A 17,025-nucleotide genomic window follows, 5' to 3' on the forward strand; every position below is an offset into this window, starting at 1 on the left:
GGGCGGAGCGCGCCAAGAGGCTGTAACAGGCCTCATCCGAGGCACCGCACCGCAGCGGTTACGAGAAGCAGAGGAACGGCAAGCCATCATGGCGGGACAAAAGATCCGCATCCGGCTCAAGGCCTACGACCACGAGGCGATCGACGCGTCTGCGCGCAAGATCGTTGAGACCGTGACGCGCACCGGCGCTCGGGTTGTCGGGCCCGTGCCGCTGCCCACTGAGAAGAACGTGTACTGCGTCATCCGCTCGCCGCACAAGTACAAGGACTCGCGCGAGCACTTCGAGATGCGCACGCACAAGCGGTTGATCGACATCCTCGACCCGACGCCGAAGACGGTGGACGCGCTCATGCGCATCGACCTGCCGGCCAGCGTCGACGTCAACATCCAGTAAGCGTTGGGCGCGGAGAGTAACGGACCAATGTCTGACAGGCAGATGAAGGGCATCCTGGGCACCAAGCTCGGCATGACTCAGGTCTTCGACGAGAACAACCGGGTTGTCCCGGTGACCGTCGTCAGGGCTGAGCCCAATGTCGTGACCCAGGTTCGCACCGAGGAGAAGGACGGCTACACCGCCGTCCAGCTGGCGGCCGGCGCGATCGACCCGCGCAAGGTCAACAAGCCCGTCGCGGGCCACTTCGCCAAGGCCGGGGTCACGCCCCGTCGCCACCTGGTGGAGCTGCGCACGGCGGACGCCGGCGAGTACACGGTCGGCCAGGAGATCACCGCTGAGGTGTTCGAGGCCGGCGCTGTTGTCGACATCACCGGCACCAGCAAGGGCAAGGGCACCGCGGGTGTCATGAAGCGCCACAACTTCCGGGGCCTCGGCTCCAGCCACGGCACCCAGCGCAAGCACCGCTCGCCGGGTTCCATCGGTGGCTGCGCCACCCCGGGTCGCGTCTTCAAGGGTCTGCGCATGGCCGGCCGCATGGGCCACGTGCGCGTCACGACCCAGAACCTGAAGGTGCACAAGATCGACGCCGAGAACGGCCTGCTGCTCATCAAGGGCGCTGTTCCCGGCCCCAAGGGTGGTCTGGTGTTCGTCCGGACTGCCGCGAAGGGTGGTGCCTGATGTCGACGGTTGAGATCCGTACGCCGGACGGTGCGTCCGCCGGCACGGTCGAGCTCCCCTCGGCTGTTTTCGACGCGCAGGCGAACGTCGCGCTGCTGCACCAGGTCGTGGTGGCCCAGCAGGCCGCCGCTCGCCAGGGCACGCACTCGACGAAGACCCGCGGCGAGGTGTCCGGTGGTGGCAAGAAGCCGTACCGCCAGAAGGGCACCGGTCGCGCCCGCCAGGGTTCGACGCGTGCGCCGCAGTTCGCCGGTGGTGGCATCGTCCACGGCCCGCAGCCGCGTGACTACACCCAGCGGACCCCGAAGAAGATGAAGGCCGCCGCGCTGCGCGGTGCCCTCTCCGACCGGGCCCGCGCCAACCAGGTGCACGTCGTGTCCGGCCTGGTGGACGGGGACACCCCGTCGACCAAGACCGCGCGCAAGGTGCTCGAGTCGGTCACCCAGGCCCGTCGCGTTCTCGTGGTGCTCAACCGCACCGACGAGGTCGCGTGGGTGAGCGTGCGCAACCTGCCGCACGTGCACGTGATCGCGCCCGACCAGCTCAACACCTACGACGTGCTCGTCAACGACGACGTGGTGTTCACCAAGGACTCGCTCGACGTGTTCCTCGCCAGCAAGGCCCAGCAGGGTTCTGGCTCGGCTGAGGGCACGGCGGTCGTGGTGGACGAGGAGGCTTCCAAGTGATCCCCGACCACAGGGACATCTTGCTCGCGCCGGTGATCTCCGAGAAGTCCTACGGGCTCCTCGAGGAGAACAAGTACACCTTCTTGGTGGCGCCGGGTTCGAACAAGACCCAGATCAAGATCGCCGTGGAGAAGGTCTTCGGCGTGAAGGTCGTCAGCGTCAACACCATCAACCGGCAGGGCAAGCGCAAGCGCACCCGCACCGGGTTCGGCAAGCGCAAGGACACGAAGCGCGCGATCGTGACTCTGTCTCCGGACAGCAAGCCGATCGAGATCTTCGGCGGCCCTGCCGCCTGATGACGAGGACTGCGTAGAGATGGGCATTCGCAAGTACAAGCCGACGACTCCCGGTCGTCGCGGTGCGAGCGTCTCCGACTTCGCCGAGATCACTCGGTCGACTCCGGAGAAGTCGCTGATCCGCCCGCTGCACAAGCTGGGTGGCCGCAACGCCTCGGGCAAGATCACCACGCGGCACAAGGGTGGCGGTCACAAGCGGGCTTACCGCCTGATCGACTTCCGCCGCAACGACAAGGACGGCGTGCCGGCCAAGGTCGCTCACATCGAGTACGACCCCAACCGCACCGCCCGCATCGCGCTGCTGCACTACGCGGACGGCGAGAAGCGCTACATCATCGCGCCGGAGAAGCTCAAGCAGGGCGACACGGTTGAGAACGGCCCCAAGGCCGACATCAAGCCGGGCAACAACCTGCCGCTGCGCAACATCCCGGTCGGTTCCGTGATCCACGCGATCGAGCTCCGCCCCGGCGGCGGCGCGAAGATCGCCCGCTCGGCCGGTGCCTCGGTCCAGCTCGTGGCCAAGGACGGTCCGTACGCCCAGCTGCGGATGCCCTCGGGCGAGATCCGCAACGTGGACGTGCGCTGCCGCGCCACGCTCGGCGAGGTCGGCAACAAGGAACACCAGAACATCAACTGGGGCAAGGCCGGCCGCATGCGGTGGAAGGGCAAGAAGCCCACCGTCCGCGGTGTCGCCATGAACCCCGTCGACCACCCGCATGGTGGTGGTGAAGGTAAGACCTCCGGTGGTCGCCACCCGGTCAACCCGGCCGGCAAGCCCGAGGGTCGTACCCGCCGCCGTAAGCCAAGCGACAAGCTCATCGTCCGGCGTCGTCGCACCGGTAAGAAGCGCTGAGCAGGAAGGGAGTGAAGGATGCCTCGCAGCCTTAAGAAGGGCCCCTTCGTTGACGACCACCTGCTCAAGAAGGTGGACGTTCTCAACGAGTCGGGCAAGAAGACGGTCATCAAGACGTGGTCCCGCCGGTCCACGATCATCCCGGACATGCTGGGTCACACCATTGCGGTGCACGACGGCCGCAAGCACGTCCCGGTGTTCGTGACCGAAGCGATGGTCGGGCACAAGCTGGGCGAGTTCGCCCCCACCCGGACCTTCAAGGGCCACATCAAGGACGACCGGAAGTCTCGCCGCCGCTAAGGCGCCGAACTAGGAAGAGCAAGGGGAAGCAGCGATGAACGCCCGTAAAGATGCTGAGGCGCAGGAGTTTCCGCGCGCCGTGGCTCGGGCTCGCTACGTCCGCGACACGCCGATGAAGGTGCGTCGCGTCGTCGAGCTCATCAAGGGACGTAACGCCCGCGAGGCCCTGGCCGTGCTCCAGTTCGCGCCGCAGGCGGCAAGTGAGCCGGTCGCGAAGGTGCTCGCCAGCGCCATGGCCAACGCCGAGAACAACCTGTCCCTGGACCCCGAGACCCTCTGGGTGTCGGTGGCCTACGTGGACGAGGGTCCGACCCTCAAGCGTTTCCGCCCGCGTGCCCAGGGCCGCGCGTACCGGATCCGCAAGCGGACGAGCCACATCACCATCGAGGTGGAGTCTCGTCCGAAGAAGACCAGCGCGAAGGGAACCCGGTAGTGGGCCAGAAGATCAACCCGCACGGCTTCCGGCTGGGGATCACCACCGACTGGAAGTCCCGCTGGTACGCCGACAAGCAGTACGCCGAGTACGTGGCGGAGGACGTCAAGATCCGCCGCCTGCTCAGCAAGGGCATGGAGCGTGCCGGCATCTCCAAGGTGGAGATCGAGCGGACCCGTGACCGGGTGCGCGTCGACATCCACACCGCCCGGCCGGGCATCGTCATCGGCCGTCGTGGTGCCGAGGCGGACCGCATCCGCGGTGAGCTCGAGAAGCTCACCAAGAAGCAGGTCCAGCTGAACATCCTCGAGGTGAAGAACCCCGAGTCGGACGCGCAGCTCGTGGCACAGGGTGTCGCCGAGCAGCTGTCCAACCGCGTTGCGTTCCGCCGCGCGATGCGCAAGGCCATCCAGTCGGCCATGCGTTCGTCGCAGGTGAAGGGCATCCGCGTGCAGTGCGGCGGTCGTCTGGGCGGCGCCGAGATGTCCCGGTCGGAGCACTACCGCGACGGCCGCGTGCCGCTGCACACGCTCCGCGCCGACATCGACTACGGCTTCTTCGAGGCCCGCACCACGTTCGGCCGCATCGGCGTCAAGGTGTGGATCTACAAGGGCGACATCGTCGGTGGCATCTCCGCCAAGCGCGAGCGCGACGCGGCCCCTTCGCAGGCCGACCGCGCCCCGCGCCGCGACCGTGGCGAGCGTCCGAACCGGGCCCGTCGCTCCGGTGCCAGCGGCACCACCGCGACGAGCACCGAGGCCGGTCGTGCCGCCGCTGACGCCTCCGCGGCGTCCAGCGAGGCCCCGGCCGCTGCAGAGAAGACGGAGAGCTGAGTCATGCTCATCCCGCGCAGGGTCAAGCACCGCAAGCAGCACCACCCGAAGCGGTCGGGTGCTGCCAAGGGCGGCACGAAGGTCACCTTCGGTGAGTACGGCATCCAGGCTCTGGAGCCGGCCTACGTGACGAACCGGCAGATCGAGTCCGCTCGTATCGCCATCACTCGCCACATCCGTCGTGGCGGCAAGGTCTGGATCAACATCTTCCCGGACCGTCCGCTGACGAAGAAGCCGGCCGAGACCCGCATGGGTTCCGGTAAGGGTTCGCCGGAGTGGTGGGTGGCCAACGTCAAGCCGGGTCGCGTCCTCTTCGAGATGGCCTTCCCGAACGAGCAGGTGGCCCGCGAGGCTCTTCGCCGCGCGATCCACAAGCTCCCGATGAAGTGCCGCATCGTTACGCGTGAGGGTGGTGAGTTCTGATGGCAGCGGGTACCACCGCTTCCGAGCTGCGTGAGCTCACCGAGGAAGAGCTCGTGCTGCGTCTGAAGGAGTCGAAGGAAGAGCTCTTCAACCTTCGCTTCCAGATGGCCACGGGCCAGCTCGACAACAACCGGCGGCTGCGCACGGTCCGGCACGAGATCGCCCGGATCTACACCGTGATGCGGGAGCGGGAGCTCGGACTCTCCGCTTCGCCGGAATCCACTGGTGAGGGTGCGGCATGACCGAAAGCAACGAAGTTCAGACCGAGAAGCGCAACGACCGCAAGGTCCGCGAGGGCCTCGTCGTGTCCGACAAGATGGACAAGACGATCGTCGTGGCGCTCGAGGACCGCAAGAAGCACCCGCGTTACTCCAAGATCATGCGCTCCACCACCAAGGTGAAGGTGCACGACGAGGAGAACGCGGCTGGCGTCGGCGACCGCGTCCTGCTCATGGAGACCCGGCCCCTGTCGGCGACCAAGCGCTGGCGGCTCGTCGAGATCCTCGAGAAGGCCAAGTAGTCCTTTCTAGACAGACCGAGCCCGTCGGGTCGGAAATCCGGCGGGCCAGGAATGGTCAGGAGCAGTAGTGATTCAGCAGGAGTCGCGGCTTCGCGTCGCCGACAACACCGGTGCGAAGGAAATCCTTTGCATCCGTGTTCTCGGTGGCTCGGGTCGCCGCTACGCGGGCATCGGCGACATCATCGTCGCGACCGTCAAGGACGCGATCCCCGGTGCCGGCGTGAAGAAGGGTGACGTCGTCAAGGCGGTCGTCGTCCGCACCGTCAAGGAGCGCCGTCGTCCGGATGGCTCGTACATCCGCTTCGACGAGAACGCCGCCGTGCTCATCAAGAACGACAACGAGCCCCGTGGCACCCGCATCTTCGGCCCGGTCGGCCGCGAGCTGCGCGACAAGAAGTTCATGAAGATCATCTCGCTGGCTCCGGAGGTGCTCTGACCATGAAGGTGAAGAAGGGCGACACGGTCGTCGTCATCGCCGGCAAGGACAAGGGCGCGAAGGGCAAGGTCATCCAGGCCTACCCGGAGACCGGCAAGGTCCTGGTCGAGGGCGTCAACCGGATCAAGAAGCACACCCGGATCACGCAGACCCAGCGCGGCGCGCAGTCCGGTGGCATCGTGACCCAGGAAGCCCCGATCAACGTCTCCAACGTGATGGTGGTCGACTCGGACGGCAAGCCGACCCGTGTTGGTTACCGGACGAACGACGAGGGCAAGCGGGTCCGCATTTCCCGTCGTAACGGGAAGGACATCTGAGCATGACTACCGCAGAGAAGATCATCCCGCGGCTCAAGGCGCGCTACCGCGCCGAGATCACCGGCGAGCTGCAGAAGCAGTTCAACTACGCCAACGTGATGCAGATCCCGGGTGTCGTGAAGGTCGTCGTCAACATGGGTGTCGGCGACGCCGCCCGTGACGGCAAGCTGATCGAGGGTGCCGTCAAGGACCTCTCGATCATCACCGGTCAGCGTCCCGAGGTTCGCCGGGCCCGCAAGTCCATCGCGCAGTTCAAGCTGCGCGAGGGCATGCCCATCGGCGCGCGCGTCACGCTGCGCGGCGACCGCATGTGGGAGTTCCTGGACCGCCTGCTGACGATCGCGCTGCCCCGTATCCGCGACTTCCGCGGCCTCTCGGGCAAGCAGTTCGACGGCAACGGCAACTACACGTTCGGTCTGAACGAGCAGTCGATGTTCCACGAGATCGACCCGGACGCTATCGACCGGCCTCGCGGCATGGACATCACCGTCGTCACCACCGCCACGAACGACGAGGAGGGCCGGGCGCTGCTGAAGCACCTGGGCTTCCCGTTCAAGGAGAACTGAGTCGATGGCCAAGAAGGCGTTGATCAACAAGGCCGCGAAGAAGCCGAAGTTCAAGGTCCGGGGTTACACCCGGTGCCAGCGTTGCGGCCGCCCCCACGCGGTGTTCCGCAAGTTCGGCCTCTGCCGGATCTGCCTGCGCGAGATGGCTCACCGCGGTGAGCTGCCTGGCGTGAGCAAGTCCAGCTGGTAAGACCTCTAGTTTCATTTACTTCGCTGTAGGCCCGCACACGACCGTCCTGTCCCTCCCGCTGCGTCTTTTCCCGGCGCGGAGGGCAGGTCTGGACCCTGAGCGGTGAACCGCAGCGAGAAAGGTTGACCAGGTCACCATGACGATGACCGACCCGATCGCAGACATGCTCACTCGTCTGCGGAACGCGAACTCGGCTTACCACGACAAGGTCGTGATGCCGCACTCGAAGCTGAAGGCCAACATCGCCGAGATCCTCAAGCGCGAGGGCTACATCGCCTCGTACCGCGACGAGGAGGGCGAGGTCGCGAAGAACCTCGTCGTCGAGCTGAAGTACGGCCCGAACCGCGAGCGCAGCATCGCGGGCCTCCGCCGTGTGTCGAAGCCCGGCCTGCGCGTGTACGCGAAGTCCACCGGCCTGCCCCGAGTTCTCGGCGGTCTTGGTGTGGCGATCATTTCGACCTCTGGCGGTCTCATGACCGACCGCCAGGCCAACAAGGCAGGCGTGGGCGGAGAAGTCCTCGCCTACGTTTGGTAAGGGGGAGTAGACATGTCGCGCATCGGTAAGCAGCCGATCATTGTCCCCTCCGGGGTCGACGTGAACATCGCCGGCCAGGACGTGAGCGTGAAGGGCCCGAAGGGCACCCTGACGCTGACGATCGCTGAGCCGATCAGCCTGGAGAAGGCTGAGGACGGCACGCTCGAGGTCAAGCGCCCGAACGACGAGCGCCGCAACCGCGCGCTCCACGGCTTGTCGCGCACGCTCGTGCACAACATGGTCGTCGGCGTGACCCAGGGTTACGAAAAGAAGATGGAAATCCACGGCGTCGGTTACCGCGTCGCGCTCAAGGGCTCTGAGCTCGAGTTCGCGCTCGGTTACTCCCACCCGGTGAAGGTCGAGGCCCCCGAGGGCATCACCTTCGCGGTGGAGACCCCGACCCGCTTCTCCGTCTCCGGTATCGACAAGCAGCTGGTCGGTGAGGTCGCCGCCAACATCCGCAAGCTGCGCAAGCCCGACCCGTACAAGGGCAAGGGCGTCCGCTACTCGGGCGAGAAGATCCGTCGCAAGGTCGGAAAGACGGGTAAGTGACATGAGCGAGTCGACTGTTACGAAGCGCAAGCCGGTGGGCAAGGACATCTCCACCAGGCGCCGTGTTGCGAAGGCCCGTCGCCACTTCCGCCTCCGCAAGAAGGTCAGCGGCACCGCCGAGCGTCCGCGCCTGGTCGTGCACCGGTCGTCGAAGCACATCACCGTGCAGGTGATCGACGACCTCAAGGGCCACACGGTCGCGTCCGCCTCCTCCATGGAGGCCGACGTCCGTGCCATGGACGGCGACAAGAAGGCCCGCGCGGCCAAGGTCGGCCAGCTGGCCGCGGCCCGCGCCAAGGACGCCGGCATCACGGCGGTTGTGTTCGACCGGGGCGGCAACGCCTACCACGGCCGGATCGCTGCTCTGGCGGATGCCGCTCGCGAGGCGGGGCTGGAGTTCTGACAATGATCATTTCTGGAATTGAGAGGGACGCCTGATGCCAGGACGTACGCGTCGCGAAGGCGGCGGGGGCGAGCGCGGAGAGCGCCGCGACCGTCGTGACGGCGGCCGCGGCGGCGCGGCCCAGGAGAAGACCCCCCACCTCGAGCGCGTGGTTGCGATCAACCGCGTCTCCAAGGTGGTCAAGGGTGGTCGTCGCTTCAGCTTCACCGCTCTCGTGGTGGTGGGCGACGGCGACGGCATGGTCGGCGTCGGCTACGGCAAGGCCAAGGAAGTTCCCGCGGCCATCGCCAAGGGTGTCGAGGAGGCGAAGAAGAACTTCTTCCGCGTCCCCCGCATCGCCGGCACGATCCCCCACCCGGTCCAGGGCGAGAAGGCCGCTGGTGTGGTCCTGCTGCGTCCGGCTTCGGCCGGTACCGGTGTCATCGCGGGTGGCGCTGTCCGCGCCGTCCTCGAGTGCGCCGGCGTGCACGACGTGCTGTCGAAGTCGCTGGGCTCCGACAACGCGATCAACATCGTGCACGCGACCGTGGCGGCCCTCAAGGGCCTGCAGCGTCCCGAAGAGGTCGCGGCCCGTCGTGGCCTGCCCCTCGAGGACGTCGCTCCCGCCGGCATGATCCGCGCTCGCGCGGGCCAGGGGGTGTGATCATGGCTCAGCTCAAGATCACGCAGGTTCGCAGCACCATCGGTACCAAGCACAACCACCGCGAGTCGATGCGCACCCTCGGGCTGCGCAAGATCCGCCAGTCGGTCGTGCGTGAGGACACCCCCCAGGTGCTCGGGCTGATCCACGCCGTGCGCCACCTGGTGGTTGTCGAGGAGGTCCAGTCGTGACCATCAAGATCCACGATCTGCGCCCCGCCCCCGGCGCCAAGACCGCCAAGACCCGCGTCGGTCGTGGTGAGGGCTCCAAGGGCAAGACCGCCGGCCGCGGTACGAAGGGCACGGGCGCTCGCAAGAACGTCTCGCCGCGCTTCGAAGGTGGCCAGATGCCGCTACACATGCGGCTGCCGAAGCTCAAGGGCTTCAAGAACCCGTTCCGCACCGAGTACCAGGTCGTGAACGTCTCCGACATCGCTGCCTCGTTCCCCGAGGGCGGTTCGGTCGACGTCGCCGCGCTGGTGCTGGCCGGGCTGGTCCGCAAGGGCTCGCTCGTCAAGGTGCTGGGCAACGGTGACGTCAGCGTCAAGCTGGACGTCACGGCCAACAAGTTCTCCAAGTCCGCTGTGGAGAAGCTGGCCGCCGCGGGTGGGTCTTCCACCGTGGTGTGACGCCCCGCGTCAACTGTCCGAAGGGCCCCGAGGCTGCGCCTCGGGGCCCTTCGGCGTTCCCGGGCCCCAGGAGGTGCGTTCCGTCCCTCCAGCGCCCTGGCCGCGCCGGTGGGGTGCTGTGCGCGGATGCTGTTGACGGCCACCTCGTGAGCCCGCCCGCGACTTCGCCGATTCCGCTTTGGGGGGATTTTTGGGGAACTCCGGGGTGGGCGCAAACGTTCGCGGTCAGCGAAAACCTAGCTGTTAGCACGGATTTCCCCAGGTTTCTACCCCGGATGGCCTAGCGCGGCGGTGAGAGATCAACCGGTTGGAACCTGTGATTGGCCACTGGGTACGGCCTGGTCGTCCAGGACTGTTAGAGTCGCGGGCTGAACCCGGATGTCCTCCGGGTTGCTTGGTCGTGGCTACCTACCTCGGCCTGCCAACTACCGCATGTGCCGGTCCCTGGGGGTCGGCAACGCTCAGGAGGTTCGCGTGCTCGGCGCATTCCGCTCGGCTCTCGCGACGCCGGATCTACGCAAGAAGATCCTTTTCACGCTCGGGATCATCATTGTGTACCGGCTTGGTGCGACCATGCCCGCGCCGGGCGTGTCCTTCAAGAACGTGCGGGCGTGTGCTGAACAGCTCGAAGGTCAGAACATCTACTCGCTGATCAACCTGTTCAGCGGTGGCGCGCTGCTGAACCTGTCCGTGTTCGCGCTGGGCATCATGCCCTACATCACCGCGAGCATCATCATCCAGCTGCTGACCGTGGTCATCCCGCGGTTCGAGCAGCTGAAGAAGGAAGGACAGGCTGGTCAGGGCAAGCTGACGCAGTACACGCGGTACCTGACCATCGGGCTCGCGATCCTGCAGTCCACCGGTCTGGTGGCCCTGGCGGTGCGCGGTCAGCTGTTCGGCGAGTGCGACCAGGATGTCATCCCGAACAAGGACAGCCTCTTCACCCTCATCGTGCTGGTCATCACCATGACCGCCGGTACCTCGGTCATCATGTGGCTGGGTGAGCTGATCACGGAGAAGGGCATCGGCAACGGCATGTCGCTGCTGATCTTCACCGGTATCGCCGCCCGCATCCCGGCCGAGGGCAAGAACATCCTCGACAAGAGCGGCCTCACCTTCGCCCTCGTGGTCGTGGCCGCTCTGATCATCATCGCGAGCGTCATCTACGTCGAGCAGGCCCAGCGCCGCATCCCGGTGCAGTACGCCAAGCGCATGATCGGCCGCCGCATGTACGGCGGCACGTCGACGTACCTCCCCCTCAAGGTGAACCAGGCCGGCGTCATCCCGGTCATCTTCGCCTCGTCGCTGCTCTACCTGCCGGACCTGATCGTGCGTCTCACCCAGGGCTCGTCGACCGAGCCGAACTGGTTCTCGACGTTCGTGCAGACCTACCTGGTCAAGCAGTCGAGCTGGGTGCACATCGCCACGTACTTCCTGCTCATCGTCTTCTTCACGTACTTCTACGTCGGCATCACGTTCAACCCGGACGAGCGTGCTGACGAGATGAAGAAGTTCGGTGGCTTCATCCCCGGCATCCGTCCCGGTCGCCCGACCGCCGAGTACCTCAAGTTCGTGCTGGGCCGCATCACGCTCCCCGGCTCGCTCTACCTCGGCATCGTGGCGATCCTGCCGAACCTCTTCCTGGACCTGACCGGCGACGGCCAGAACCAGAACTTCCCGTTCGGCGGCACCGCGGTTCTGATCATGGTCGGTGTCGGTCTCGACACCGTGAAGCAGATCGAGAGCCAGCTCATGCAGCGCAATTACGAAGGGTTCCTCCGCTAGATGCGACTCGTTCTCGTTGGCCCGCCGGGTGCGGGCAAGGGCACCCAGGCCGAAGTGCTGAGCCGCAAGCTCGGTGTGCCGCACATCTCGACGGGCGACCTCTTCCGGTCACACATCAGCAACCAGACCGAGCTCGGGCTGGAGGTGCAGAGCATCCTCGACGAGGGCGCTCTCGTGCCGGACTCCATCACGAACGAGATGGTGCGCAAGCGGCTGGCCGAGGCGGACGCGGCGGACGGGTTCCTGCTCGACGGGTTCCCGCGCAACGTCGCGCAGGCCGACAAGCTGGGTGAGTTCCTCGCCGTCGGCGGCCACGCCCTCGACGCGGTGCTGGAGTTCCGGGTCGACGAGGACGTCGTGGTCGAGCGGCTGCTCGCACGGGGGCGTACGGACGACAAGGAAGACGTCATCCGGCACCGCCAGCAGGTGTACCGCAACGAGACCGCGCCGCTGCTCGACTACTACGCGGACAAGGTCGTCTCCATCGACGCGGTCGGTGAGATCGACGAGATCAGTGAGCGCGCGCTGGCGGCGCTGCACTCGCTGCGCGGCGAGAAGTGACAGGTGGACTCCTCACCCGGCTCCGCTCTGTCGTCACAGGTGGCAGCGAAAGCATGAGCAAGATCGAGATCAAGACGCCCGCCCAGCTGGAGGCCATGCGCGCCTCCGGCCTGGTCGTGGCGAGGGCGTTGCGCAACGTCGTCGACGCGGTGAAGCCCGGCGTGTCCACCTGGGAGCTCGACGAGATCGCCGAGCAGACCATCCGCGACGCCGGCGCCATCCCGTCGTTCAAGGGCTACCACGGCTTCCCGGCGAGCATCTGCGCGTCGGTGAACGACCAGATCGTCCACGGCATCCCCAGCAAGCAGCAGGTGCTGGCCGAGGGCGACCTGATCTCCATCGACTGCGGCGCGATCCTCGACGACTGGCACGGCGACTCGGCGGTCACCGTCGGCGTCGGCGAGCTGTCGCCGGCCGACCACAAGCTGTCCGAGGCGACCAGGCTATCGATGCTCGCGGGCATCGCGGCCGCGGTGCCCGGCGGGCGGCTCACGGACATCTCGTTCGCGATCGAGTCCTCGGCCATCGAGTCGGGGGAGCGCGACGGCATCGAGTACGGCATCGTCGCGGACTACGGCGGCCACGGCATCGGTTCCAAGATGCACATGGACCCGTTCCTGCCGAACTACGGCAAGCCCGGCAAGGGCCCGAGGCTCAAGGTCGGCATGGCCATCGCGATCGAGCCCATGCTGACGCTCGGCACCGACGACTCCCAGGAGCTTGAGGACGGCTGGACCGTCATCACGCTCGACGGCACGCGCGCCGCGCACTGGGAGCACAGCGTCGCGATCACCGAGGACGGTCCCTGGGTGCTCACCGCACCCGAAGAGGACTGAGGGACCAGGGCACCACAGCTTTCCGGTCAACCCCGTTCACCGCATCCGGTGAACGGGGTTATTCGTTTGTCGGGGCCGATACCGTCGAGGTGACGAACGAACCGGTGCTTGGGGGGCATGGTGGGGGTCACCCGTTTCGTCCTGTCCGCTCTTCTGATCCTCGTTTCAGGCTGCGCTGCCACGAAGCCGGCCACCGACTTCACCTACCAGGACGTGCCGGCCGAGCGGATCGCCGACCGGCTCTTCCTGGCCGACGTCATCGCGGCGGTCGAGCGGTGCGATCCGCCGTTCGCCGACGTCAACGTCCGGCGTCCGGACTTCGTGAGCCCGCCGCCTCCCGTGGACGGCGGGTGTGGTGGCGCGATCCGGTCGGGCGCCCCGTGGGAGTACGTCGACGCGGTCAACCGCATCACGGCGCTGCACGACACCGTCGTCCGCGAGTGGGAGGCCCGCCTGAGGTCCGGGCCCGAGGCCGCCGAGACGCGCGCGGTGACCTCGATCCTGCTGCACTGCCTCGACCGGGCCGGCTTCACCCAGCGAGGCCCCGGCGATCCGAGCCTGGAGAGCTACGGCGTCGGATCGGGTGACGCCGCGCTCGCCAACGCGGCTCAGCGGTGCTCCGACGAGACCGCGTACGGCTGGAGCGTCGCTGCTCAGCGCCTCCGCACGCTGCGATCCGTGCTCGGCGCGCAAGAGGAGCACATCAACGCGATCGCCCGGCTCCGGCCGGTGCTCGAACGGGGTGCGCAGCCCGACCGCGGACCTGAGCGGGCCCGATTTGGGTTGCAGGAGTGAACTGCGTACACTGGTCAGGTGGCGCATCCGTCGCGCCGGTTCAGTCATGCCCTCGCAGGTGAGATCGAACCGGGCTGTCGCGCGTCCGAAGGTTATTATCACCGTCACGAAACGCGGAGGACATGGGCAAGAAGGACGGGGCCATTGAGGTCGAGGGCCGCGTAGTCGAGCCGCTCCCCAACGCGATGTTCAGGGTCGAGTTGGAGAACGGTCACAAGGTACTCGCGCACATCAGCGGCAAGATGCGACAGCACTACATCCGCATCCTCCCTGAGGACCGGGTCGTCGTGGAGCTCTCGCCCTACGACCTGTCCCGCGGGCGCATCGTCTACCGCTACAAGTGACCTCCAGTAGCAGGAGATCTCAGGCGTGAAGGTCCAGCCGAGCGTCAAGAAGATCTGCGACAAGTGCAAGGTGATCCGCCGTCACGGCCGGGTCATGGTGATCTGCGAGAACCTGCGCCACAAGCAGCGCCAGGGCTGAGCAGTTCCACCACGCGCTCGTCGAGCTCTTCGATGACGCAGTAACGAGAAGCCTCCTCGCACCTGCCGCACGCAGGGCTCCAAGCGTGCGGACACCCCCGGATTCCAGGCCGGGGCCGGGACACCGGCTGTGAGAGCAGCCGGAACGACACACAGCGAGTCAGTCGCCGGAACCGGGCGAGGAGCAGACCTGGAAGTAATCGACAGGAGTTAACCGCCACATGGCACGACTCGCTGGCGTCGACCTCCCCCGCGAGAAGCGGATGGAGATCGCGCTCACCTACATCTTCGGCATCGGTCGTACGCGCTCCAAGGAGCTGCTCGCCGCCACGGAGATCTCCCCGGACCTCCGGGTGAAGGATCTGACGGACGACGACCTCGCCAAGCTGCGGGACCACATCGAGACGAACTACAAGGTCGAGGGTGACCTTCGCCGTGAGGTCGCGGCCGACATCCGTCGCAAGATGGAGATCGGTTGCTACGCGGGTCTTCGGCACCGTCGCGGCCTGCCCGTTCGCGGACAGCGCACCAAGACGAACGCCCGTACCCGCAAGGGTCCGAAGAAGACCGTGGCCGGCAAGAAGAAGGCCGGCAAGAAGTAAGACCTCGGGTCTGCTGCCCTCAACTTAGGAGTTCGTTTTGCCACCCAAGTCCCGCACGGGCGCCGGGGTCAAGAAGATCCGGCGCAAGGAAAAGAAGAACGTCTCGCACGGCCAGGCGCACATCAAGAGCACGTTCAACAACACCATCGTGTCCATCACGGACCCGATGGGCAACGTGATCAGCTGGGCGTCCGCCGGCCACGTGGGCTTCAAGGGCTCGCGCAAGTCCACGCCGTTCGCGGCGCAGATGGCTGCCGAGAACGCCGCCCGCAAGGCCGCCGAGCACGGCATGCGCAAGGTGGACGTGTTCGTGAAGGGTCCCGGCTCCGGCCGTGAGACCGCGATCCGTTCGCTGCAGGCAGCCGGTCTCGAGGTCGGCACCATCCAGGACGTGACCCCGCAGCCCCACAACGGCTGCCGCCCGCCCAAGCGGCGCCGGGTCTGAGGCACGGGGAGGAGTAAGAACTAATGGCTCGTTACACGGGACCCGCGACGCGTATCTCGCGCCGCCTGAAGGTCGACCTCGTTGGTGGGGACCAGGCGTTCGAGCGCCGTCCGTACCCGCCCGGCCAGCACGGCCGCGGCAGGGTCAAGGAGTCCGAGTACCTGCTGCAGCTCCAGGAGAAGCAGAAGGCTCGCTACACCTACGGCGTGCTCGAGAAGCAGTTCGTCCGCTACTACAAGGAAGCGGTTCGTCGCCCGGGCAAGACCGGTGAGAACCTGCTCCAGATCCTCGAGGCCCGCCTCGACAACGTGGTGTACCGCGCGGGCCTCGCCCGCACGCGTCGCCAGGCTCGTCAGCTGGTCGCTCACGGTCACTTCCTGGTCAACGGCCACAAGGTGAACATCCCGAGCTACCAGGTGTCGAAGTTCGACATCATCGACGTGAAGCCGAAGTCCATGCCGACGCTGCCCTTCGAGGCTGCTCGCGCGTCCTTCGGTGACCGCCCGATTCCCGCTTGGCTGCAGGTCGTCCCCTCGAACCTGCGCATCCTCGTGCACCAGCTGCCCGAGCGCGCGCAGATCGACACGCCTGTCACCGAGCAGCTCATCGTCGAGCTCTACTCGAAGTGATCCTCTCCGAGCCATCGTTCCTCGTGGACGGTGGCTCGGGTCGGGTCCCGCATCGGCGCGAAGGGTGTGCCGAGTGCGTTTGCCGGTCTCCGCACCGGCGTCGTGACGGCGTCAAATAGCGGGCGTCGTTGTAGAAAGGTTGAACCCAGTGCTGATTTCCCAGCGCCCCTCGCTCGGCGAGGAAGCGGTCTCCGAGACCCGTTCCCGGTTCGTCATCGAACCGCTGGAGCCGGGCTTCGGTTACACGCTCGGCAACTCGATCCGCCGCACGCTGCTCTCGTCGATCCCCGGTGCCGCTGTCACGAGCATCCGCATCGACGGCGTGCTGCACGAGTTCACCACGGTTCCCGGGGTGAAGGAGGACGTCACCGACGTCATCCTGAACCTCAAGGAGCTCGTCGTCTCGTCCGAGGAGGACGAGCCGGTGACCATGTACCTGCGCAAGCAGGGCCCCGGTGTGGTGACCGCGGGCGACATCGTGCCTCCGGCCGGTGTCACCGTGCACAACCCCGACCTGCACATCGCGACCCTGAACGGCAAGGGCAAGCTGGAGATCGAGCTCGTCGTCGAGCGCGGTCGCGGCTACGTCCCCGCGGTGCAGAACAAGCAGGCGGGCGCCGAGATCGGCCGCATCCCCGTCGACTCGATCTACTCGCCGGTTCTCAAGGTGACGTACAAGGTCGAGGCCACTCGTGTCGAGCAGCGTACGGACTTCGACAAGCTGATCCTCGACGTGGAGACCAAGCCCTCGATCACCCCGAGGGACGCGGTCGCTTCCGCGGGCAAGACCCTGGTGGAGCTGTTCGGCCTCGCTCGCGAGCTGAACATCGACGCCGAGGGCATCGAGATCGGCCCGTCGCCGGCCGAAGCCGACACCATCGCCGCGTTCGCGATGCCCATCGAGGACCTGGACCTCACGGTCCGGTCTTACAACTGCTTGAAGCGGGAAGGCATCCACACCGTCGGCGAGCTCGTGTCGCGCAGCGAGGCGGACCTGCTGGACATCCGCAACTTCGGTGCGAAGTCGATCGACGAGGTCAAGATGAAGCTCGTCGGCCTCGGCCTCGCGCTCAAGGACTCGCCTCCTGGGTTCGACCCGTCCGCCGCCGCGTCGGACTACCACCCCGGTGACACGGGCTGGGGTGCCGGTGCCGGTCTGGACTCGCACGACGACGGTCAGGACTACGCGGAGACCGAGCAGCTCTGA

At 66.7% G+C, this 17,025-nt stretch carries 31 protein-coding genes; all 31 read left to right on the forward strand.

From position 1 onward, the window contains the following. Nucleotides 1–88: 88 nt before the first annotated feature. Nucleotides 89–394, forward strand: coding sequence for a 30S ribosomal protein S10 (gene rpsJ, locus BMW88_RS03785; protein ID WP_003938093.1), 306 nt, complete (start codon nt 89–91; stop codon nt 392–394). Nucleotides 395–421: 27 nt separating this feature from the next. After that, nucleotides 422–1,072, forward strand: coding sequence for a 50S ribosomal protein L3 (rplC, locus tag BMW88_RS03790; protein WP_089949042.1), 651 nt, complete (start codon nt 422–424; stop codon nt 1,070–1,072). After that, nucleotides 1,072–1,758 carry a 50S ribosomal protein L4 gene (rplD, locus tag BMW88_RS03795; RefSeq protein ID WP_089949044.1) on the forward strand — a complete coding sequence of 229 codons (687 nt, stop codon included), beginning with the start codon at nt 1,072–1,074 and terminating at the stop codon, nt 1,756–1,758. The genes rplC and rplD overlap by 1 nt, the downstream gene beginning before the upstream one ends. Beyond that, the gene (gene rplW, locus BMW88_RS03800; RefSeq protein WP_089949045.1) at nt 1,755–2,054 is read left to right on the forward strand and encodes a 50S ribosomal protein L23; all 300 of its coding nucleotides are present in this window, start codon (nt 1,755–1,757) and stop codon (nt 2,052–2,054) included. Before rplD ends, rplW begins: the two co-directional genes overlap by 4 nt. A gap of 19 nt (nt 2,055–2,073) precedes the next feature. Then, complete coding sequence (rplB, locus tag BMW88_RS03805) at nt 2,074–2,907, forward strand: 50S ribosomal protein L2 (RefSeq protein WP_089949047.1); 834 nt, start codon at nt 2,074–2,076, stop codon at nt 2,905–2,907. Nucleotides 2,908–2,925: 18 nt separating this feature from the next. Beyond that, nucleotides 2,926–3,207, forward strand: coding sequence for a 30S ribosomal protein S19 (gene rpsS, locus BMW88_RS03810; protein ID WP_015105260.1), 282 nt, complete (start codon nt 2,926–2,928; stop codon nt 3,205–3,207). Between the two features lie 34 nt (nt 3,208–3,241). Continuing rightward, nucleotides 3,242–3,640 (forward strand): 50S ribosomal protein L22, encoded by a 399-nt coding sequence (rplV, locus tag BMW88_RS03815; protein ID WP_089949048.1) that lies wholly within the window; start codon nt 3,242–3,244, stop codon nt 3,638–3,640. Next, nucleotides 3,640–4,473, forward strand: a complete 834-nt coding sequence (gene rpsC, locus BMW88_RS03820) for a 30S ribosomal protein S3 (RefSeq protein WP_089949050.1) — start codon at nt 3,640–3,642, stop codon at nt 4,471–4,473. The genes rplV and rpsC overlap by 1 nt, the downstream gene beginning before the upstream one ends. A gap of 3 nt (nt 4,474–4,476) precedes the next feature. Then, the gene (gene rplP, locus BMW88_RS03825) at nt 4,477–4,896 is read left to right on the forward strand and encodes a 50S ribosomal protein L16 (protein WP_030473461.1); all 420 of its coding nucleotides are present in this window, start codon (nt 4,477–4,479) and stop codon (nt 4,894–4,896) included. Beyond that, entirely contained in the window at nt 4,896–5,138 is a 243-nt protein-coding gene (rpmC, locus tag BMW88_RS03830; protein ID WP_086669033.1) for a 50S ribosomal protein L29, read from the forward strand. The genes rplP and rpmC overlap by 1 nt, the downstream gene beginning before the upstream one ends. Next, the gene (gene rpsQ, locus BMW88_RS03835; protein ID WP_089949051.1) at nt 5,135–5,416 is read left to right on the forward strand and encodes a 30S ribosomal protein S17; all 282 of its coding nucleotides are present in this window, start codon (nt 5,135–5,137) and stop codon (nt 5,414–5,416) included. The genes rpmC and rpsQ overlap by 4 nt, the downstream gene beginning before the upstream one ends. Nucleotides 5,417–5,483: 67 nt before the next feature. Next, complete coding sequence (gene rplN, locus BMW88_RS03840; protein WP_089949053.1) at nt 5,484–5,852, forward strand: 50S ribosomal protein L14; 369 nt, start codon at nt 5,484–5,486, stop codon at nt 5,850–5,852. A gap of 2 nt (nt 5,853–5,854) precedes the next feature. Further along, nucleotides 5,855–6,169, forward strand: a complete 315-nt coding sequence (gene rplX, locus BMW88_RS03845) for a 50S ribosomal protein L24 (RefSeq protein WP_030473457.1) — start codon at nt 5,855–5,857, stop codon at nt 6,167–6,169. Between the two features lie 2 nt (nt 6,170–6,171). Then, nucleotides 6,172–6,735 (forward strand): 50S ribosomal protein L5, encoded by a 564-nt coding sequence (gene rplE / locus BMW88_RS03850; RefSeq protein WP_089949054.1) that lies wholly within the window; start codon nt 6,172–6,174, stop codon nt 6,733–6,735. A gap of 4 nt (nt 6,736–6,739) precedes the next feature. Then, entirely contained in the window at nt 6,740–6,925 is a 186-nt protein-coding gene (locus tag BMW88_RS03855) for a type Z 30S ribosomal protein S14 (protein ID WP_030473455.1), read from the forward strand. A 136-nt stretch (nt 6,926–7,061) separates the two neighbouring features. Beyond that, nucleotides 7,062–7,460 (forward strand): 30S ribosomal protein S8, encoded by a 399-nt coding sequence (gene rpsH / locus BMW88_RS03860; RefSeq protein ID WP_030473454.1) that lies wholly within the window; start codon nt 7,062–7,064, stop codon nt 7,458–7,460. 12 nt (nt 7,461–7,472) lie between these two features. Continuing rightward, entirely contained in the window at nt 7,473–8,012 is a 540-nt protein-coding gene (rplF, locus tag BMW88_RS03865) for a 50S ribosomal protein L6 (RefSeq protein WP_030473453.1), read from the forward strand. 1 nt (nt 8,013) lies between these two features. Continuing rightward, nucleotides 8,014–8,415 carry a 50S ribosomal protein L18 gene (gene rplR, locus BMW88_RS03870; protein WP_086669036.1) on the forward strand — a complete coding sequence of 134 codons (402 nt, stop codon included), beginning with the start codon at nt 8,014–8,016 and terminating at the stop codon, nt 8,413–8,415. Nucleotides 8,416–8,449: 34 nt separating this feature from the next. After that, nucleotides 8,450–9,058, forward strand: coding sequence for a 30S ribosomal protein S5 (gene rpsE / locus BMW88_RS03875; protein ID WP_030473451.1), 609 nt, complete (start codon nt 8,450–8,452; stop codon nt 9,056–9,058). 2 nt (nt 9,059–9,060) lie between these two features. Continuing rightward, on the forward strand, nt 9,061–9,246 hold the full coding sequence (gene rpmD, locus BMW88_RS03880; protein ID WP_045309828.1) for a 50S ribosomal protein L30: 186 nt from the start codon (nt 9,061–9,063) through the stop codon (nt 9,244–9,246). Next, nucleotides 9,243–9,683, forward strand: coding sequence for a 50S ribosomal protein L15 (gene rplO, locus BMW88_RS03885; RefSeq protein WP_089949056.1), 441 nt, complete (start codon nt 9,243–9,245; stop codon nt 9,681–9,683). Before rpmD ends, rplO begins: the two co-directional genes overlap by 4 nt. Nucleotides 9,684–10,157: 474 nt before the next feature. Continuing rightward, entirely contained in the window at nt 10,158–11,468 is a 1,311-nt protein-coding gene (gene secY, locus BMW88_RS03890) for a preprotein translocase subunit SecY (protein WP_089949058.1), read from the forward strand. Continuing rightward, nucleotides 11,469–12,029, forward strand: a complete 561-nt coding sequence (locus tag BMW88_RS03895; RefSeq protein ID WP_089949059.1) for an adenylate kinase — start codon at nt 11,469–11,471, stop codon at nt 12,027–12,029. A gap of 53 nt (nt 12,030–12,082) precedes the next feature. After that, nucleotides 12,083–12,865: a type I methionyl aminopeptidase gene (map, locus tag BMW88_RS03900; protein WP_089949061.1), complete on the forward strand. Its 783-nt coding sequence runs from the start codon at nt 12,083–12,085 to the stop codon at nt 12,863–12,865. 117 nt (nt 12,866–12,982) lie between these two features. Next, nucleotides 12,983–13,660 carry a hypothetical protein gene (locus BMW88_RS03905; RefSeq protein ID WP_089949062.1) on the forward strand — a complete coding sequence of 226 codons (678 nt, stop codon included), beginning with the start codon at nt 12,983–12,985 and terminating at the stop codon, nt 13,658–13,660. 122 nt (nt 13,661–13,782) lie between these two features. Then, the gene (gene infA / locus BMW88_RS03910) at nt 13,783–14,004 is read left to right on the forward strand and encodes a translation initiation factor IF-1 (protein WP_005166804.1); all 222 of its coding nucleotides are present in this window, start codon (nt 13,783–13,785) and stop codon (nt 14,002–14,004) included. 25 nt (nt 14,005–14,029) lie between these two features. Beyond that, entirely contained in the window at nt 14,030–14,143 is a 114-nt protein-coding gene (gene rpmJ, locus BMW88_RS03915; protein WP_010148647.1) for a 50S ribosomal protein L36, read from the forward strand. 220 nt (nt 14,144–14,363) lie between these two features. Then, nucleotides 14,364–14,744: a 30S ribosomal protein S13 gene (gene rpsM, locus BMW88_RS03920; RefSeq protein ID WP_089949064.1), complete on the forward strand. Its 381-nt coding sequence runs from the start codon at nt 14,364–14,366 to the stop codon at nt 14,742–14,744. A 37-nt stretch (nt 14,745–14,781) separates the two neighbouring features. Next, on the forward strand, nt 14,782–15,189 hold the full coding sequence (gene rpsK / locus BMW88_RS03925; protein WP_086669042.1) for a 30S ribosomal protein S11: 408 nt from the start codon (nt 14,782–14,784) through the stop codon (nt 15,187–15,189). 23 nt (nt 15,190–15,212) lie between these two features. After that, nucleotides 15,213–15,818 (forward strand): 30S ribosomal protein S4, encoded by a 606-nt coding sequence (gene rpsD, locus BMW88_RS03930; RefSeq protein ID WP_089949065.1) that lies wholly within the window; start codon nt 15,213–15,215, stop codon nt 15,816–15,818. A gap of 148 nt (nt 15,819–15,966) precedes the next feature. Further along, nucleotides 15,967–17,025, forward strand: coding sequence for a DNA-directed RNA polymerase subunit alpha (locus tag BMW88_RS03935; protein WP_089949067.1), 1,059 nt, complete (start codon nt 15,967–15,969; stop codon nt 17,023–17,025).

Source organism: Lentzea xinjiangensis, from assembly GCF_900110955.1.
GTDB lineage: Bacteria > Actinomycetota > Actinomycetes > Mycobacteriales > Pseudonocardiaceae > Lentzea > Lentzea xinjiangensis.

What these genes read in the sequence shown, in the direction of transcription:
- BMW88_RS03895 (WP_089949059.1), top strand. Translation starts at nt 11,469, where the DNA reads ATGCGACTCGTTCTCGTTGGCCCGCCGGGTGCGGGCAAGGGCACCCAG.
- rpsJ (WP_003938093.1), top strand. Translation starts at nt 89, where the DNA reads ATGGCGGGACAAAAGATCCGCATCCGGCTCAAGGCCTACGACCACGAG.
- infA (WP_005166804.1), top strand. Translation starts at nt 13,783, where the DNA reads ATGGGCAAGAAGGACGGGGCCATTGAGGTCGAGGGCCGCGTAGTCGAG.
- rpsD (WP_089949065.1), top strand. Translation starts at nt 15,213, where the DNA reads ATGGCTCGTTACACGGGACCCGCGACGCGTATCTCGCGCCGCCTGAAG.
- rplD (WP_089949044.1), top strand. Translation starts at nt 1,072, where the DNA reads ATGTCGACGGTTGAGATCCGTACGCCGGACGGTGCGTCCGCCGGCACG.
- rpsH (WP_030473454.1), top strand. Translation starts at nt 7,062, where the DNA reads ATGACGATGACCGACCCGATCGCAGACATGCTCACTCGTCTGCGGAAC.
- rplV (WP_089949048.1), top strand. Translation starts at nt 3,242, where the DNA reads ATGAACGCCCGTAAAGATGCTGAGGCGCAGGAGTTTCCGCGCGCCGTG.
- map (WP_089949061.1), top strand. Translation starts at nt 12,083, where the DNA reads ATGAGCAAGATCGAGATCAAGACGCCCGCCCAGCTGGAGGCCATGCGC.
- rplX (WP_030473457.1), top strand. Translation starts at nt 5,855, where the DNA reads ATGAAGGTGAAGAAGGGCGACACGGTCGTCGTCATCGCCGGCAAGGAC.
- rpsS (WP_015105260.1), top strand. Translation starts at nt 2,926, where the DNA reads ATGCCTCGCAGCCTTAAGAAGGGCCCCTTCGTTGACGACCACCTGCTC.
- rplE (WP_089949054.1), top strand. Translation starts at nt 6,172, where the DNA reads ATGACTACCGCAGAGAAGATCATCCCGCGGCTCAAGGCGCGCTACCGC.
- BMW88_RS03855 (WP_030473455.1), top strand. Translation starts at nt 6,740, where the DNA reads ATGGCCAAGAAGGCGTTGATCAACAAGGCCGCGAAGAAGCCGAAGTTC.
- rplR (WP_086669036.1), top strand. Translation starts at nt 8,014, where the DNA reads ATGAGCGAGTCGACTGTTACGAAGCGCAAGCCGGTGGGCAAGGACATC.
- rplB (WP_089949047.1), top strand. Translation starts at nt 2,074, where the DNA reads ATGGGCATTCGCAAGTACAAGCCGACGACTCCCGGTCGTCGCGGTGCG.
- rpsQ (WP_089949051.1), top strand. Translation starts at nt 5,135, where the DNA reads ATGACCGAAAGCAACGAAGTTCAGACCGAGAAGCGCAACGACCGCAAG.
- rpmD (WP_045309828.1), top strand. Translation starts at nt 9,061, where the DNA reads ATGGCTCAGCTCAAGATCACGCAGGTTCGCAGCACCATCGGTACCAAG.
- rplF (WP_030473453.1), top strand. Translation starts at nt 7,473, where the DNA reads ATGTCGCGCATCGGTAAGCAGCCGATCATTGTCCCCTCCGGGGTCGAC.
- rpsE (WP_030473451.1), top strand. Translation starts at nt 8,450, where the DNA reads ATGCCAGGACGTACGCGTCGCGAAGGCGGCGGGGGCGAGCGCGGAGAG.
- rpsM (WP_089949064.1), top strand. Translation starts at nt 14,364, where the DNA reads ATGGCACGACTCGCTGGCGTCGACCTCCCCCGCGAGAAGCGGATGGAG.
- rplC (WP_089949042.1), top strand. Translation starts at nt 422, where the DNA reads ATGTCTGACAGGCAGATGAAGGGCATCCTGGGCACCAAGCTCGGCATG.
- rplP (WP_030473461.1), top strand. Translation starts at nt 4,477, where the DNA reads ATGCTCATCCCGCGCAGGGTCAAGCACCGCAAGCAGCACCACCCGAAG.
- BMW88_RS03905 (WP_089949062.1), top strand. Translation starts at nt 12,983, where the DNA reads ATGGTGGGGGTCACCCGTTTCGTCCTGTCCGCTCTTCTGATCCTCGTT.
- rpmC (WP_086669033.1), top strand. Translation starts at nt 4,896, where the DNA reads ATGGCAGCGGGTACCACCGCTTCCGAGCTGCGTGAGCTCACCGAGGAA.